Origin of the sequence: Pseudomonas sp. NPDC098747 (assembly GCF_044760045.1) — a bacterium.
Lineage (GTDB): Bacteria > Pseudomonadota > Gammaproteobacteria > Pseudomonadales > Pseudomonadaceae > Aquipseudomonas.
On sequence record NZ_JBIWAL010000030.1, the window covers coordinates 57,403 to 71,016 of the forward strand.

Sequence of the window (13,614 nt, forward strand, 5' to 3'; positions counted from 1 at the left end):
TCAAAATTGATCGCTGCGCAACTGGCGCCGCACATGGTCGAGCCGCTCTTGCTGGGTCAAATTCTGCGGTGGCGGCACCAGCACCGCACGCGGATGCTGTAAGCGTAGCCATAACCAGCCTTCGAGCACGGAGCGGTCGCTGAACCCCAGCGCCAAGCCTTGTTGAACATGGGAGGCCATCGCCGCGTAATCGGTTCCCAGCGATTGGCACCAGCGCCAGATGTGCTGCTCCAGCAGGCAGGTTTGCAGGCGCTCGCGCTGTCGCCGAGTGAGGCTCTCTTCGATGCTCAATGGATCGACGGCCAGCCCCGGATTGCGCAACTGCTGCCAGCCCTGACTGCCGATGGCGCAATCGGCCCAAGTGCCACCGAACCAGTGCAACAGGCGGATAGGCCCGAGCCAGCGGCTCAGTTCCACGGCGTCACAGGCGTCGAAAAAATAGCTCGCGGTCTGGCGGTTGTAATAGCTGAGCAATGCTCGATGGCTCAATCCGAACGAGACCGTGAGCATGCGCTGCAAGTGGCTCAACAGTTCCTGCGCCGACGCTTCGCTACCGAGCAACAACCCCCGCCAGGTATCGGGGTCACTGTGACACAACGACGTCAGCGCCGGACTGTCGCGCATATCGACCAGCACGGGGCCGTGTTCGCTGACCGGCGCAAACTCGGTGCCGTCGAACAGTTTGAAGCTTGGTAGCCCGGCGAAGCCTTGGCGCAGAGTCGTCAAGGCCCGCGCTGCATCCGGGCCGTCGAGCAACAGCCATTGCGCGCTCGGCTCCAGCGCCACGCCGCTCATCTAGCGCTGCTCTGTTCAAGCGTGGTGACCAGCCGACAACTGCAAACCGCCTCCGTGCAATGGTTGAAACTGCCGCCTCCGGGAATCAGGCACAACAGCAGCAATGGCTCGCCAGACGTCAGCATCTGGAGCAAGCCTTCGCTCACCAACCTGTCCGGTAGCGGCGGCGTTGGCTCATCGTTGATGGGCGCAGCAGCGACCGACGACTGTAAAACGCCGCTGATCATTGGCTGATCCGGGTCGCCCTCAAAGAAGCTCACCACCACTTCGACGCCATCGCTCAACGCCGCCATCGGCGCCTCGGCCAATGCCGGCGCCAGCGGCAGCCAACAATGACTCGGCGCCGCACCTTCACCCTGATAAAGCCAGTCGAACTGCACCGCCACCGGCCTGAAACAGTCGGGTTGCGGTTCGTCGACGGTCACCACCCAGGCCCGTTGCAGGCTGTGCATGCGCAGTCGCGAGGGCGCCCTGACTGGCGCCGATGACGGCAACTGCGTTGCAGCAAACAACCGGTTGGCGTACGGCAGATCAAGGGACGGATCAGCGCTGTGTTCGATTCGGGTCAACAACCATTGGCGATTGCATTCGGGGAAAGGGTGCCCGACCAAGCGCAACCAATGCCCGCAGCGCAACGCCGCAAGATCACTGCGTCCTTCGGCATTCGTAGCCTGCCGCAAGCCATGCGAACAAGCCTGCAACGCTTCATGCAACCGCCAATGGCGCATGGCAGGACAGGCACTGCGGTCATCGTGTTCGCCTTGATACAGCGCAGCGCCGGCCAGCGGAAAATGCGCTGGATCATCGCCCAACACCAGGCAATGCCTGTCGTGTGCATGCTCAAAGAAATAGTGAATCCGCGCCTGCTCACACAAGCGTTGCAGCAGTTGCAGGTCCGATTCGCGGTATTGCGTGCAGAACGTGCGGGCCGGGTAGTCGCCATGTAATTCGAAGCGTCGCTGGGCTCCGACGATTCCGTGTTCCCTGAGCACCTGGTCGATGATCTGTGGTACCGAACGGCCACTGAAGATCCGCTGGCTGATGCGCAGATCAAGGCAACCGAGTTTCGGCCCCAGACGGATCCGGCTCAACCGCGAACCGTGCCCGTGTTCATGCTGAACAAGGCTCTGCAACTGCCCGTGCACACCCTCCCCCGACGGTCCGAAACAGAGGAACGCCGAACGATAAAGCAGGCCGGCGAGATCCAGTTGCGGATCGTCGATCAACACATCGATTTCGAACGCAAAAGGTTCGCTGAGGGCTTCGCTACCGGTAAAGGCCAGGACTTCGAAAGGCTCGGACAGGCCCGCTACATCGAGACGAAATGACGACTCGTTGACTGGATCGAACATAGGCGGATCTCTACAGGAGGGGCGGTCGGCGATTCTCGCCGAGAGCCATGGCCGAGTAGAGAGCTGAAGTACAACTTAGGAAATGACCTACGCGAAAAGCAGACCGGATGACTTTGCTGACCGGGATAGCCAAACATATCGCGAAGTTTTTGGGATATGTCCTACCGGGTTATCCGAATTCTCCACAGCATTGGGGAAAATTTCAGACAACCCGGCGAGACAGCAACCTGGTCTCAGGAAGACAGGTAGGAGGAGCGGGTCAGGCCCAGACGCAAGGCATCGAGGAATTGCGTGCGCTCGCCGGCACTGATGCGGGCACTGGCGCACTTGTCGCGGTAGTGGGTCATCAGTTCTTCCGGCGACAAGTGCACATAACGCAGCATGTCTTCGATGGTGTCGTGAGTTTCGATACCCGCGTGGTACACGCTGCCATCGGCGTTCTGATAGATGTTCACCGAGTCGGTGTCACCGAACAGATTGTGCATGTCACCGAGGATTTCTTGATAGGCGCCGACCAGGAACACGCCCAACAGATAGTCCTCGCCTTCGTTCAAACCGTGCACCGGCAGGCTGGTTTCGATGCTCTGCTCGTCGACGTACTGGTTGATCTTGCCGTCGGAGTCGCAGGTCAGGTCTTGCAGCACCGCGCGGCGCAGTGGCTCTTCGTCGAGACGGTGCAGCGGAATGATCGGCAGGACCTGATCGATCGCCCAGGTGTCCGGCAGGCTCTGGAATACCGAGAAGTTGCAGATGTACTTGTCGGCCAGCTTGTCGTTGAGCTCGTCGAGCACCTGACGGTGCGAACGCTGACGGGCTTTGAGCGAGTTATGCAGGCGGCGGCACACGGCGAAGTAGCACTGCTCGGCCAAGGCTTTTTCAGCCAGGGTCAGCTTGCCGTCGGCATATTGCGCAGCGACGTCGCTCATGTAGTGGGTGGCGCGCCAGTAGGTTTCGGTGACCATTTCGATGTCGGTCGGGCCGAGCAGGTCAACCAGCCACTGCACGGTTTCCGGCAGGGACTCCTTGTTTTCGATCTGCGGGATTTCGTCGTTGTGCTTCTCGACGTCGGTCACCTGCACCACCAGCATGGCGTGGTGCGCGGTCAGCGAGCGGCCGCTTTCGGAGAAGATGTGCGGATGCGGCAGGCTCTGCGCGTCGCAGAACTCCTTGAGCATGCCGACCACGACACCGGCGTAATCGTCCATGTCGTAGTTGATCGAACTGGCGTTGCGCGAGTGCGTACCGTCGTAGTCGACACCCAGACCGCCACCGACGTCGATGTGATCGACCGGCAGACCAAGATTGCGCAGCTCGCCGTAGTAACGGATCGCTTCCTTGAAGCCGTGCTGATAATCGGCCAGGTTGGCGATCTGCGAGCCCATATGGAAGTGCAGCAGGCGAATGCCCTGATCCAGACCGGCCGCGCGGAAGCGCTCGACCACCGACAGCAATTGCGCCGCCGACAGACCGAATTTGGATTTCTCGCCGCCCGTGTCCGCCCACTTCGACGAAGCCAGCGACGACAGACGCACGCGCAAGCCGACCTGTGGCTTGACCTTGAGCGAGGCCGCTTCTTCGATCACCAGCGCGACTTCGGATTCTTTCTCGATGACGATGAACACGTTGTGGCCAAGCTTCTGACCGATCAGCGCCAGGCGGATGAACTCGCGGTCCTTGTAACCGTTGCAAACGATGGTGCCGCCCTTCGGCGCCAGCGCCAGCACAGCCAGCAGCTCAGGCTTGGAGCCGGCTTCCAGACCAATGGAGACGTCTTTGGTGGCGATGATGTTCTCGATCACCGCTTCTTGCTGGTTAACCTTGATCGGGTACAGCGCGGTGTACTTGCTCTGGTACTCCAGACGCTCGATGTTCGCATCGAAGGCGCCGGTCAACTGGCGTACACGGTCTTGCAGGATGTCGGGAAAACGGACCAGCAACGGCAAGGACAAACCGCTTTTGCGCAGTTGGTCGACTTGCTCGAACAGGTCGATAGGCGAGCTGCTCGGGCCGTTCGGACGAACTTCGACGCGACCGGCGTCATTGATCGCGAAATACCCGGCCCCCCAATGGCGAATCCCGTAAACACTGCGGCTGTCCGCAACTGTCCATTGGCTGCCATCGTCTTTGCGTGTGCGTCTTACGGACATCGAAGTCCCCTATGAAGAAGTCATGAAGCGAGGCCTTGAGTTCAGGCCGGCGCAGTCTAAAGAATGAAAATGACGATTTGTCAGCGCGGCGGTAGACCGCGCTGACCGCGTGGAGTTTAGAAACCGGTCATGAACAGGCTCTGTGAAAACCATGGTGACGATGCCGGCGCTGAAACTGTTCAGAACCGGATCAAGCCGTGGTGGCTTTCACAGAGGCTGCTAGCCGCCGGATTTCTTCGCTTTAAACCCGTGCTTGATCAGTTCCGCCAAGAGTAGCTCGACATGATCGCCCTGGATTTCGATGATCCCGTCCTTCAACGCCCCGCCGGTACCGCAACGCTTCTTCAACGTTGTCGCCAGCTCCTTGAGCGCGTCTTCGGCCAGCGGCACGCCGGTGATGGTGGTCACCGTCTTGCCGCCACGGCCCTTGCTCTCGCGACGCACGCGGGCAATGCCGTCACCGGCGGGTATCAGGGTTTGTTTGCAGATACAGGCGTCCACCGGCTTACTGCATTCCGGGCAATGACGACCTGCGTCGGTGGAAAATACCAGACCGCCAAGGGCGGCGAAGGATGCGGCTTTTTTGGCCACCGGCAATCCTCTTGGGAGGACAAAGACTGATCGCAACCTTGGGCAAGGTTATCGACCGCGAAGCCCCACTCAGGCAGGGGCAGCGCTACTGCACCGACGCTTCAACAAAAGCAGGTCGGTGCAGCTTGAAAAGGTCGCGCAGTGTAACGGCAAAAAAGCCAATTGCTAAGTGCCAATCGGCGCCAATTTATGTGTTCTTTGCGACGTCGCTTCGCTGCGCCTTCAGATAGCGCTTCAGAGCGGCCAGAGAGTCCGGGCAATAAGGCTTTTGCTGGATTTCCTGCATGACCTGTTCGACCGGAATAAAGCGCGCTTCCAGGACTTCTTCCGGCTGCAATTTCAGCGGTCCGTCCCACACGGCGGAAAACGCCGAACACCACAGACGGTTGCCAGTGTCCTCGAAGTAAAAATGATCGTGAGCGGTGAGTTCCACACCGCTCACGCCCAACTCTTCCGCAAGCTCTCGGGCAGCCGACTCGGCGTAGGTTTCGTTGGCCTGCACCATACCGCCCGCTGCCACATCCCAATAACCCGGGTAGATCGCCTTGCTCAAGGTGCGCCGGTGCACACAAAGGTCACCGGTGGAATTGAACAACATGATGTAAGTGCCGCGACCGATCAGCCCGCGTTCGCGCAAATCAGCACGCACCAAAGCGCCAAGCAGGTTGTCCTGCTCGTCGACCCAGGCGATTTGTTCGGCATCCGAGGCGGCGCGATGGGCCGCCTCTTTGGCGTTTTGACTCATGTATCAGCCCTGGTTGAGCAGTTGACGCAAGTCGATGACTGCCGCGTTGGCCCGAGAAATATAGTTGGCCATGACCAACGAGTGGTTGGCCAATACGCCAAAGCCGCTGCCGTTGAGGATCATCGGGCTCCAGACTGGCTCTTGCGAAGCCTCCAGCTCACGGATGATCTGACGCACGCTGACCGTGGCGTTCTTCTTCGCCAGCACATCAGCGAAGTCGACTTCGATGGCTCGCAGCAAATGCGACAGGGCCCAGGCCTGACCACGCGCTTCGTAGAACACGTTGTCGATCTGCATCCACGGGGTTTCGACGACTTCTTCGTCAAGCTGCGGCACTTGGCCGACAGCCGGGACTTCGGTTTTCAGCGCGGTGTTGAGTTTTACGCGGCCGACACTGGCCGACAGCCGTTGCGACAGCGAACCCAAACGGGTGCCGACATCGCCGAGCCAGTTATTGAGGTTGTCGGCGCGTGCGTAAAACAGCGCGTTTTTCTGCGAAGGGTCAGACAGGCGTGCCTGATAGCGGCTCAGCGAGTTGATGCCTTCCTGATACTCGGACTCACTGGACGGCAGGATCCAGCTCTTGTTGTCGAAGTTGAAACGCGGTTCGGCCTTGGCCAGATCGGAATCTTCGGCCGATTGCGATTGCGAACGGGCGAAGTCTTTGCGCAGGGCACGGGTCAGGTCACGTACCTGGACCAGTACGCCGTATTCCCAGCTCGGCGTGTTGTCCATCCACAGGCCTGGGGGAAAACGGTCGTTGGAAATGTAACCGCCCGGTTTGTCGAGCAAGGTGCCGGCAACGGTCTTCAGGGTTTCGACCGTGGTGTAGCCGATCACCATCTGCTTGCCTTCTTTCTCGGCGGCCAGTTGCGCGTTTTGCGCCACCGGGAATAACGCCGGTTCCTGGCTCCAGTACCAGCCCAGGCCAATGGTCACCAGCAAATAAATACCGAGCAGAGTCGCCAACGCACGGCTGAACAACAGCCCGCCGACATAGCTGCGGGCGGCCGACTTGGGCTCGGCGGCACGTTCAGGCGCGCTGCCCGCGCGGTTTTTCCAGTCCAGCATGGCGATATCCTTTCAATCACTTGGGTTCAACGGTTCGACCACAACCATACAACAACGTGCCAAGGCCGGGCACCCGTCGCCGCGCTTATGCGCAAAAAAGCAGCCAGGTGTTGCCCGTGAGGGTAAGGGTAGACGCGGAATCAGCAGGGCGGCGGCTACACAATCGAATCAATATCCAGATGGAATGGCGCGCCGACGGCATACCCTCCGGGCGCGGACCGCATGAGCTTGTGCACGAGCATGTTCGGCGGATCACGACGATGGGCCAGAGGTGGCAAGTGCGCTACATGTTTGACCAGTTCGCTGACTTCAACCTGGTAATAGGCGTTGGTTTTGGCGAGGTCCCTAGCGGGATTGGCTTGGGTGCGCACGCCTGACTTGTTGAAGAAACGGATTTTCTCGGCGCGTACCTGGAGGTCGGTGATGGGGAGTGGGTAGTGCGGTCTTGCTCTTAAATCTTTATAGAGTGCTTCTGTTCCTTTGAAGGGCTGGTTTAGTTTGAGCACTACCGGACCGCAGTAATGGTTTTCGACCTTGCCGGATCCCGATGCGTCCAGTTTCCCTACGTAGACGGTGTCTTCATAATCGATGATCTCGTACGTTAAGCCGGCGTAGGGTTTGCCATCACCAAACTCGTCCACCAATTGAAAACTTGTTGAATGACCACGCAAAGGGCACGCATGGATGTTGCCCTGCATAAAGGCTGCATCACGGGCCGCCAAAGGTTCAATGCTCATGGGGTCTCGTCCTTGTTTTCCGTACAGCCGGGGTAAATGGTGCAAACCCGCTCATCCACCATTCTGAATGTGCTGAAATCCTTGTAGTTACCATTGCAATAGGCACGCTGATCCTCAAAGCCATCACCCATGCAACGTTTCCAGCCACCGGGAACTTGAACCCAGGTGTCACCCCATGCGGGTGCTTCCTCATCTGACAACCTGATCTTGAGCCTTACGGTTATTCCCGCTAGCTGGGTCAGCGTGTAAGCCGTGAACGGACGACTTCGGCCGACATTGCCCTGCGCATCCATTGTTTTGCAGGTCAACAGCTTGATCAGGTAACGCTCCGGCCCCACCGTGCGAAAAGACCACATGCATTCACCAAAGAACTCACCTGTGCCGTCATCGCTGAACGTCCCCATGTGTCGCTCCAGCAACTCCGGACGAACGGCAAATGAGGCGTAGTCGAAGCTGCTATCGCTTCGTTCAGGGCCAAAAATGCCGATGACCTTGATCTCCACATGGTTCAGCGCCAGCGGACAGCCGCTTACGGTTCTGTACAACTCAATCTCGGAAACGTCCCTGTAAGGCCTATCGATCCTATTGAATCCAACCTGAGTATTTTTCCCTCCCGGCACAGTGCACGTTTCTCCCTGGGCTGGCAGATAAGTGGCTGTCAGGCCGTACTTGAAGTCAGGTGGCAAGTCGGGAGCGAAGGTAAAGGTTTTGGGCTTGCTGACAGCCGAACACCCCAACGCCAGCACGACGCAACTGCTCAGTGCAAATCTTTGGGCAATTCGTTTCACATTCGAAGTATCTCGCCGCCTGGACAGAACTTTCTGATCCGTCATGGTGTTGCATCCTTGTTTTCCGTACAGCCGAGGTACCCGACCCGGGCCGAAAGTTCGTACTTGATTGCCTATGATTCAGCGAGGGCGAACAACCGCCTGCTATTGCGAAAATGTTTTCGAAGCGAGAAGGTCTTCTTGGCGTAACGCTCTAAGGGAATCCCTGAACTCTACCGTTCAAAAACCCTGTGAAATCGGATCAGAGAAAAATCAGAAAGCTCTGACAGACGCCATCCATAAAGAGTTGGGATGCATCGTCAGACAGCATAGGAAATGTCTTCAAGCGCCCTACTCATGGGCGCTACGCTGGCGAACAGGTAAAAAACAATACCAACCGGTCAGAAACTGAATAGTGACGCATTACAGATTATTGACGGACGACACTCGTCTAAGGGAAAAGAGGTGCTAGCATAGAGCCACCAGTCGACCTCAGCATGCAGCCTAACTAGTAGTCAGGATATGACCGAGCCAGAAGACCCCAGCCGTGAGCGTCTCAAGCAGCACTTTGCCCAGCGGGTAATTCATCAGGCACGTCAGATTCTTGAGATATGGCAGCGCCTGCAACGCAGTGAATGGTCCACCGTCGACCTCGCCGAACTGAGTGAGGCCAACCTGCGCCTGCTGCGGTTTGCCGAACGCTTCGAACAACCTGAACACTCCCAGCTCGCGCGCCACATCAGTCAGTCGCTGGAAGCAGTGGACGCCAATCGTGGGCGACTGAGCAGTGGATTGATCACTGACCTCAATCGCTTGATGCAGCGCTTATCGCGTACCGGCCTGCGCCAGGGCGATCAGCTCGACCAGACCTTCCTGCCGCCACTGCGCAAGCCAATCTATGTGATGCTGCAGGATCACGACCGCGCCGAGCGGCTGGCCAAGCAACTGGAATTCTTCGGCCTCAGCGCCCAGTCGCTGGACAGCGTCTCGGCGTTTCGCTCCTCGATGGTCGAGCGATTGCCGGCCGCGATCGTCATGGACGTGGATTTCAGTGGTACCGGCGTCGGCCTGAAACTCGCTGCCGAAGCCCAGGTCGGCCTGGATGAACCGCTGCCGTTGCTATTCTTCAGCCTGCATGAAACCGATACCCCGACTCGCCTCGCGGCCGTACGCGCCGGTGGCCAGGAGTTCCTCACCGGCACCCTCGAAGCGTCGAGCCTGCTGGAGAAGATCGAAGTCCTGACCTGCGTCGCCCAGTACGAACCTTATAAAGTGCTGATTATCGATGACTCCCGCGCCCAGGCGATGCACACCGAACGCTTGCTCAACAGCGCCGGGATCGTCACCCGCACCTTGATCGAGCCGATTCAGGCGATGGCCGAACTGGCGGACTTCCAGCCAGACCTGATCATCCTCGACATGTACATGCCAGCCTGTACCGGCACCGAACTGGCCAAGGTGATCCGCCACAACGACCGTTATGTCAGCGTGCCGATTATTTACCTGTCGGCCGAGGACGATCTGGACAAGCAACTCGACGCCATGAGCGAGGGCGGCGACGACTTCCTGACCAAACCGATCAAGCCACGTCACCTGATCACCACCGTGCGCAACCGCGCTGCCCGCGCGCGCAACTTGAAAGCACGGATGGTGCGCGACAGCCTCACCGGTTTGTACAACCACACGCATATTCTGCAACTGCTCGAAGACTGCTCGTTCCGCGCCCGTCGCGAGAACAAGCCGCTGAGCTTTGCCATGCTCGACATCGACCACTTCAAGCGGGTCAACGACAGCCACGGCCACCCGATGGGCGACCGCGTCATCAAGAGCCTGGCGCTGTTTCTCAAGCAACGCCTGCGCAAGACCGATTTCATCGGTCGTTACGGTGGCGAAGAGTTCGCCATCGTCATGCCTGACACGGATATAGAAGCCGCGCACAAAGTACTCGACGAGATCCGCCAGCGCTTCGCTGAAATTCATTACCCGGCGCAACCGCAGGACTTGTGGTGCACCTTCAGCGCCGGCGTGGTGGAGATGCACGATGATTCCGACAGCCTGATGATGGCCAGCCAGGCCGACGAGGCGCTGTACCGTGCCAAGAATGGCGGGCGCAATAGGGTGCAAAAGGCGCGGGACTCAAAGCAAAGTGCCACTATTTCATCGGAATCAACCGATTCGGTCATAACCCTGTAATAGAACCGCAATAAATTCAGGCGCTTACCATTTCTGTCGTTGGTAGCTGTCATGCGCCTGAAGTTGCTCACCAATCTTAATACCCTACTGCTGGTCGCCGTGTGCCTCGCACTCGGCGCCACGCTGTGGTGGTCGCAAAAAGCTTTGGAACGCCCGTATCTGTTGATGGAGCGTTATCTGGGGTTGTCGCAGCAATTTCAGAACGAGGTGGCGCGCAGCATCGAGGACTACCTCGCCAGCGGCGACGCCCTGCGTCTGAGCAGCGCCAGTCAGGCCATCGACAGCGTACAAAAACAGCTCGGTGAGCTGCCGCCAGCGCTGGCCGATACGTTGCGCCCGAGCCTGTCAGGCCTCGCCGAATTCAGCAAAACCGATTTGCTCGCCGCTGGCAAACTGGCAGGAGATCCGCAGGCATTGCTGTTGCAGGCCGAGCGCGAATTGAGCGCCAGCCTCGAGCAGCTCAGCACTTATGCCAGCGGTAACGCGGCCTACCTGACGCCGCTGCTCGCCGCCTCTCAGCACTTGGGCAAACTCTCACTGGCCCGAGACAAACTGGTCAGCAGCGGCCGCAGTGAACTGGCGGTTGACGTTGAGCGCGAAGTCAGCAATATCCGCGCTCAAGCACAATTGATCAATGCCCTTCCCCTGCTGGGTGTGGTCGCCAGCAACGAATCCAGCAGCGACGACTTCGCCGCGATGATGGGCATCGAAAGCAGCGAAAAAGCCGTTGCCGAGGATGCCGGTGTCGGCCTCAAACGTGAACTCAACAGCCTGCTCGGTCGCTACCCGGCAGAGCTTGCGCGCACCCGCGAGCAAATCCAGAAACGCAGCGAACTCAGCACCGCCACTCACGCGAAAATCGCTGCCGTACAACACGCCATCGCCGGCCTGGAACCGGTGGTGCGTGCTCAGCACGGGCAAATTCAAGGCGAAGTGCGGTTGATGCAAGGCGTGATGATTGGCCTGATTCTGCTGATAGCGCTGCTGATCGACACCTTGCAGCGGCGTCTTGCGCGAACCCTGACCAACCTCGCGCCGGCATTGTCCACCTGGGCCGACGGCGATTTCAGTCGCGACATTCAACTGGGCAAAACCAACCGCGAACTGCACGACATCGAAGCCTCACTCAATCGCCTGCGCGCCTATCTGGTGGATCTGGTCGGGACCATTCGCGGCAATGCCGAACAAGTGGCGGGCAGCAGTCGCACCCTCGCCGAGTTGAGCAACGACCTGCACAGCGGCGCCGAACATCAGGCGGGTGACACCGCGCTGATTCGCGACTCGCTCAGTGAACTGGAAGCGACTATCCAGCAAGTCGCCGGAGACGCGCGTCAGGCCGCCGATGCCAGCCGTCATGCTGGCATGGCTGTCGAGCACGGTCAGACCGTCATCGGCCAAAGCCTCACAGGCCTGCATGCCTTGGTCGGTGAAGTGCAGGGCAACGCGCAGATGATCGAACATCTGGCTGAAGAGTCGGCGACCATTGGCGGCGTGTTGACGGTGATCCGCTCGATTGCCGACCAGACCAATCTGCTGGCACTGAACGCGGCGATTGAAGCAGCCCGCGCGGGGGAAATGGGCCGCGGTTTTGCCGTGGTGGCCGAGGAAGTGCGTTCGCTGGCGCAACGTACGGCCGGGGCGACGGCAGAAATTCAAACCCTGATCGCCGGCCTGCAAACCGCTGCCCGGCAATCGGTCGAAGGCATGCGCGTGCAAGTCGAGCACGCCGAAGCGACGGCGAATCAGGCGCAAGCGGCGGACGGTGCGCTGGACAAAATCGTCGGTGCGATCCAGACCATTTCCGACACGGCGATCCGCATCGCCGATATCACCGCGCAGCAAAGTGGCGCAGTCAGCGAGATTCGCGATCACAGTGAGCGGATTCATCAGTTGGGTGGGGATAACTTGCTGCGTATCGGCCGGGGCCGTGAACAGGGCGAGAACTTGCTGGTGTTGGGCGGACAACTGCATACAGCCGTGCAAGCCTTCCGCGTCTGATGAATCGCCTTCGCGAGCAAGCTCGCTCCCACATAGGTTCTATGTCTCTCACAAATCCCCTGTGGGAGCGAGCTTGCTCGCGAAGGCGGTCACCGCAAATGACCGGATCAAATCACCCGGTCACATATTTTGCGCAAACATCGGCCATCGTGCTGGCTATTGCATAGAACTGGACAGTCATAAAGTCTTTGCGGCATAGTCGCCGGGTTCTGACGACTGCTCATTCATGACAAGGACAACGCAGATGGCAACCCTACTGGTGCTGCACGGCCCCAACCTGAACCTGCTCGGCACCCGCGAACCGGGCACCTATGGGTCGACGACCCTGGCGCAGATCAATCAGGACCTGGAGCGCCGCGCCCGTGAAGCCGGCCATCATCTGCTGCATCTGCAAAGCAATGCCGAGTACGAATTGATCGATCGCATCCACGCCGCACGCGGCGAAGGTGTGGACTTTATCCTGATCAATCCAGCCGCATTTACACATACAAGTGTTGCATTACGTGACGCGTTGCTGGGAGTGAGCATCCCATTCATCGAAGTGCATTTGTCCAACGTGCACAAGCGCGAACCTTTCCGCCATCACTCTTACTTCTCCGACGTAGCGGTGGGAGTGATCTGCGGCCTTGGCGCCAGTGGTTACCGACTGGCCCTGGAGGCTGCACTAGAACAGCTTGAAACACAGGCAACGACTTGAACGACAAGCGTTAAGCGCCCCTGACCGACCCTTGGGAGTTGATGATTCATGGATATCCGTAAAGTTAAGAAACTAATCGAATTGCTGGAAGAGTCCGGCATCGACGAGCTCGAGATCAAGGAAGGCGAAGAGTCCGTACGCATCAGCCGTCACAGCAAGACCCCGGCTCAGCAGTACTACGCGCCTGCACCGATGCAAGCACCGGTCGCTGCGCCAGCCGCCGCGCCTGTGGCTGCCGCTGCTCCGGTTGCCGCTGCTGCTCCAGCGCTGAACGGCACTGTTGCCCGTTCGCCGATGGTCGGCACGTTCTATCGCAAGTCTTCGCCAGCCTCGCCGTCCTTCGTTGAAGTCGGCCAGACCGTGAAGAAAGGCGACACTCTGTGCATCGTCGAAGCCATGAAGATGATGAACCACATCGAAGCTGAAACCAGCGGTGTGATCGAGTCCATCCTCGTTGAAGACGGCCAGCCGGTTGAGTACGACCAACCGCTTTTATTCATCTTTTGTTATGCGGTTTGAGT

Annotated in this window: 12 protein-coding genes; 4 read left to right on the top strand and 8 right to left on the bottom strand. The window is 59.1% G+C overall.

The window, feature by feature from the left end:
• The 8 genes from ACIQVE_RS18515 to ACIQVE_RS18550 form a co-directional block, all read right to left on the bottom strand.
• Complete coding sequence (locus ACIQVE_RS18515; protein ID WP_402810794.1) at positions 1–795, bottom strand: DUF4123 domain-containing protein; 795 nt, start codon at positions 793–795, stop codon at positions 1–3.
• Positions 792–2,147 carry a type VI secretion system Vgr family protein gene (locus tag ACIQVE_RS18520; RefSeq protein WP_402810795.1) on the bottom strand — a complete coding sequence of 452 codons (1,356 nt, stop codon included), beginning with the start codon at positions 2,145–2,147 and terminating at the stop codon, positions 792–794. Before ACIQVE_RS18520 ends, ACIQVE_RS18515 begins: the two co-directional genes overlap by 4 nt.
• A 233-nt stretch (positions 2,148–2,380) precedes the next feature.
• The gene (gene speA, locus ACIQVE_RS18525; protein WP_402810797.1) at positions 2,381–4,294 is read right to left on the bottom strand and encodes an arginine decarboxylase; all 1,914 of its coding nucleotides are present in this window, start codon (positions 4,292–4,294) and stop codon (positions 2,381–2,383) included.
• Positions 4,295–4,513: 219 nt separating this feature from the next.
• A complete protein-coding gene (locus tag ACIQVE_RS18530) occupies positions 4,514–4,885 on the bottom strand; it encodes a translation initiation factor Sui1 (protein ID WP_402810798.1) in 372 nt (123 codons plus the stop codon).
• 187 nt (positions 4,886–5,072) lie between these two features.
• Complete coding sequence (locus ACIQVE_RS18535; protein ID WP_402810800.1) at positions 5,073–5,630, bottom strand: NUDIX hydrolase; 558 nt, start codon at positions 5,628–5,630, stop codon at positions 5,073–5,075.
• Positions 5,631–5,633: 3 nt separating this feature from the next.
• Complete coding sequence (locus ACIQVE_RS18540; protein WP_402810802.1) at positions 5,634–6,701, bottom strand: DUF2333 family protein; 1,068 nt, start codon at positions 6,699–6,701, stop codon at positions 5,634–5,636.
• A 155-nt stretch (positions 6,702–6,856) separates the two neighbouring features.
• Entirely contained in the window at positions 6,857–7,438 is a 582-nt protein-coding gene (locus tag ACIQVE_RS18545; RefSeq protein WP_402810804.1) for a hypothetical protein, read from the bottom strand.
• Positions 7,435–8,226 (bottom strand): hypothetical protein, encoded by a 792-nt coding sequence (locus ACIQVE_RS18550; RefSeq protein WP_402810810.1) that lies wholly within the window; start codon positions 8,224–8,226, stop codon positions 7,435–7,437. Before ACIQVE_RS18550 ends, ACIQVE_RS18545 begins: the two co-directional genes overlap by 4 nt.
• A 501-nt stretch (positions 8,227–8,727) precedes the next feature.
• Between ACIQVE_RS18550 and gcbA the strand changes: the two genes are divergently transcribed.
• From gcbA to accB, 4 genes are all read left to right on the top strand, one after another.
• A complete protein-coding gene (gene gcbA / locus ACIQVE_RS18555; RefSeq protein ID WP_402810806.1) occupies positions 8,728–10,398 on the top strand; it encodes a diguanylate cyclase GcbA in 1,671 nt (556 codons plus the stop codon).
• Positions 10,399–11,760: 1,362 nt separating this feature from the next.
• Positions 11,761–12,396, top strand: a complete 636-nt coding sequence (locus ACIQVE_RS18560; protein WP_402810811.1) for a methyl-accepting chemotaxis protein — start codon at positions 11,761–11,763, stop codon at positions 12,394–12,396.
• A 244-nt stretch (positions 12,397–12,640) separates the two neighbouring features.
• Complete coding sequence (gene aroQ / locus ACIQVE_RS18565) at positions 12,641–13,093, top strand: type II 3-dehydroquinate dehydratase (protein WP_025111759.1); 453 nt, start codon at positions 12,641–12,643, stop codon at positions 13,091–13,093.
• 48 nt (positions 13,094–13,141) lie between these two features.
• A complete protein-coding gene (accB, locus tag ACIQVE_RS18570; protein ID WP_402810808.1) occupies positions 13,142–13,612 on the top strand; it encodes an acetyl-CoA carboxylase biotin carboxyl carrier protein in 471 nt (156 codons plus the stop codon).
• Positions 13,613–13,614: the final 2 nt, after the last annotated feature.

What these genes read in the sequence shown, in the direction of transcription:
- speA (WP_402810797.1), bottom strand. Translation starts at nt 4,294, where the DNA reads ATGTCCGTAAGACGCACACGCAAAGACGATGGCAGCCAATGGACAGTT.
- ACIQVE_RS18515 (WP_402810794.1), bottom strand. Translation starts at nt 795, where the DNA reads ATGAGCGGCGTGGCGCTGGAGCCGAGCGCGCAATGGCTGTTGCTCGAC.
- ACIQVE_RS18560 (WP_402810811.1), top strand. Translation starts at nt 11,761, where the DNA reads ATGGCTGTCGAGCACGGTCAGACCGTCATCGGCCAAAGCCTCACAGGC.
- gcbA (WP_402810806.1), top strand. Translation starts at nt 8,728, where the DNA reads ATGACCGAGCCAGAAGACCCCAGCCGTGAGCGTCTCAAGCAGCACTTT.
- ACIQVE_RS18540 (WP_402810802.1), bottom strand. Translation starts at nt 6,701, where the DNA reads ATGCTGGACTGGAAAAACCGCGCGGGCAGCGCGCCTGAACGTGCCGCC.
- ACIQVE_RS18520 (WP_402810795.1), bottom strand. Translation starts at nt 2,147, where the DNA reads ATGTTCGATCCAGTCAACGAGTCGTCATTTCGTCTCGATGTAGCGGGC.
- ACIQVE_RS18545 (WP_402810804.1), bottom strand. Translation starts at nt 7,438, where the DNA reads ATGAGCATTGAACCTTTGGCGGCCCGTGATGCAGCCTTTATGCAGGGC.
- accB (WP_402810808.1), top strand. Translation starts at nt 13,142, where the DNA reads ATGGATATCCGTAAAGTTAAGAAACTAATCGAATTGCTGGAAGAGTCC.
- ACIQVE_RS18535 (WP_402810800.1), bottom strand. Translation starts at nt 5,630, where the DNA reads ATGAGTCAAAACGCCAAAGAGGCGGCCCATCGCGCCGCCTCGGATGCC.
- aroQ (WP_025111759.1), top strand. Translation starts at nt 12,641, where the DNA reads ATGGCAACCCTACTGGTGCTGCACGGCCCCAACCTGAACCTGCTCGGC.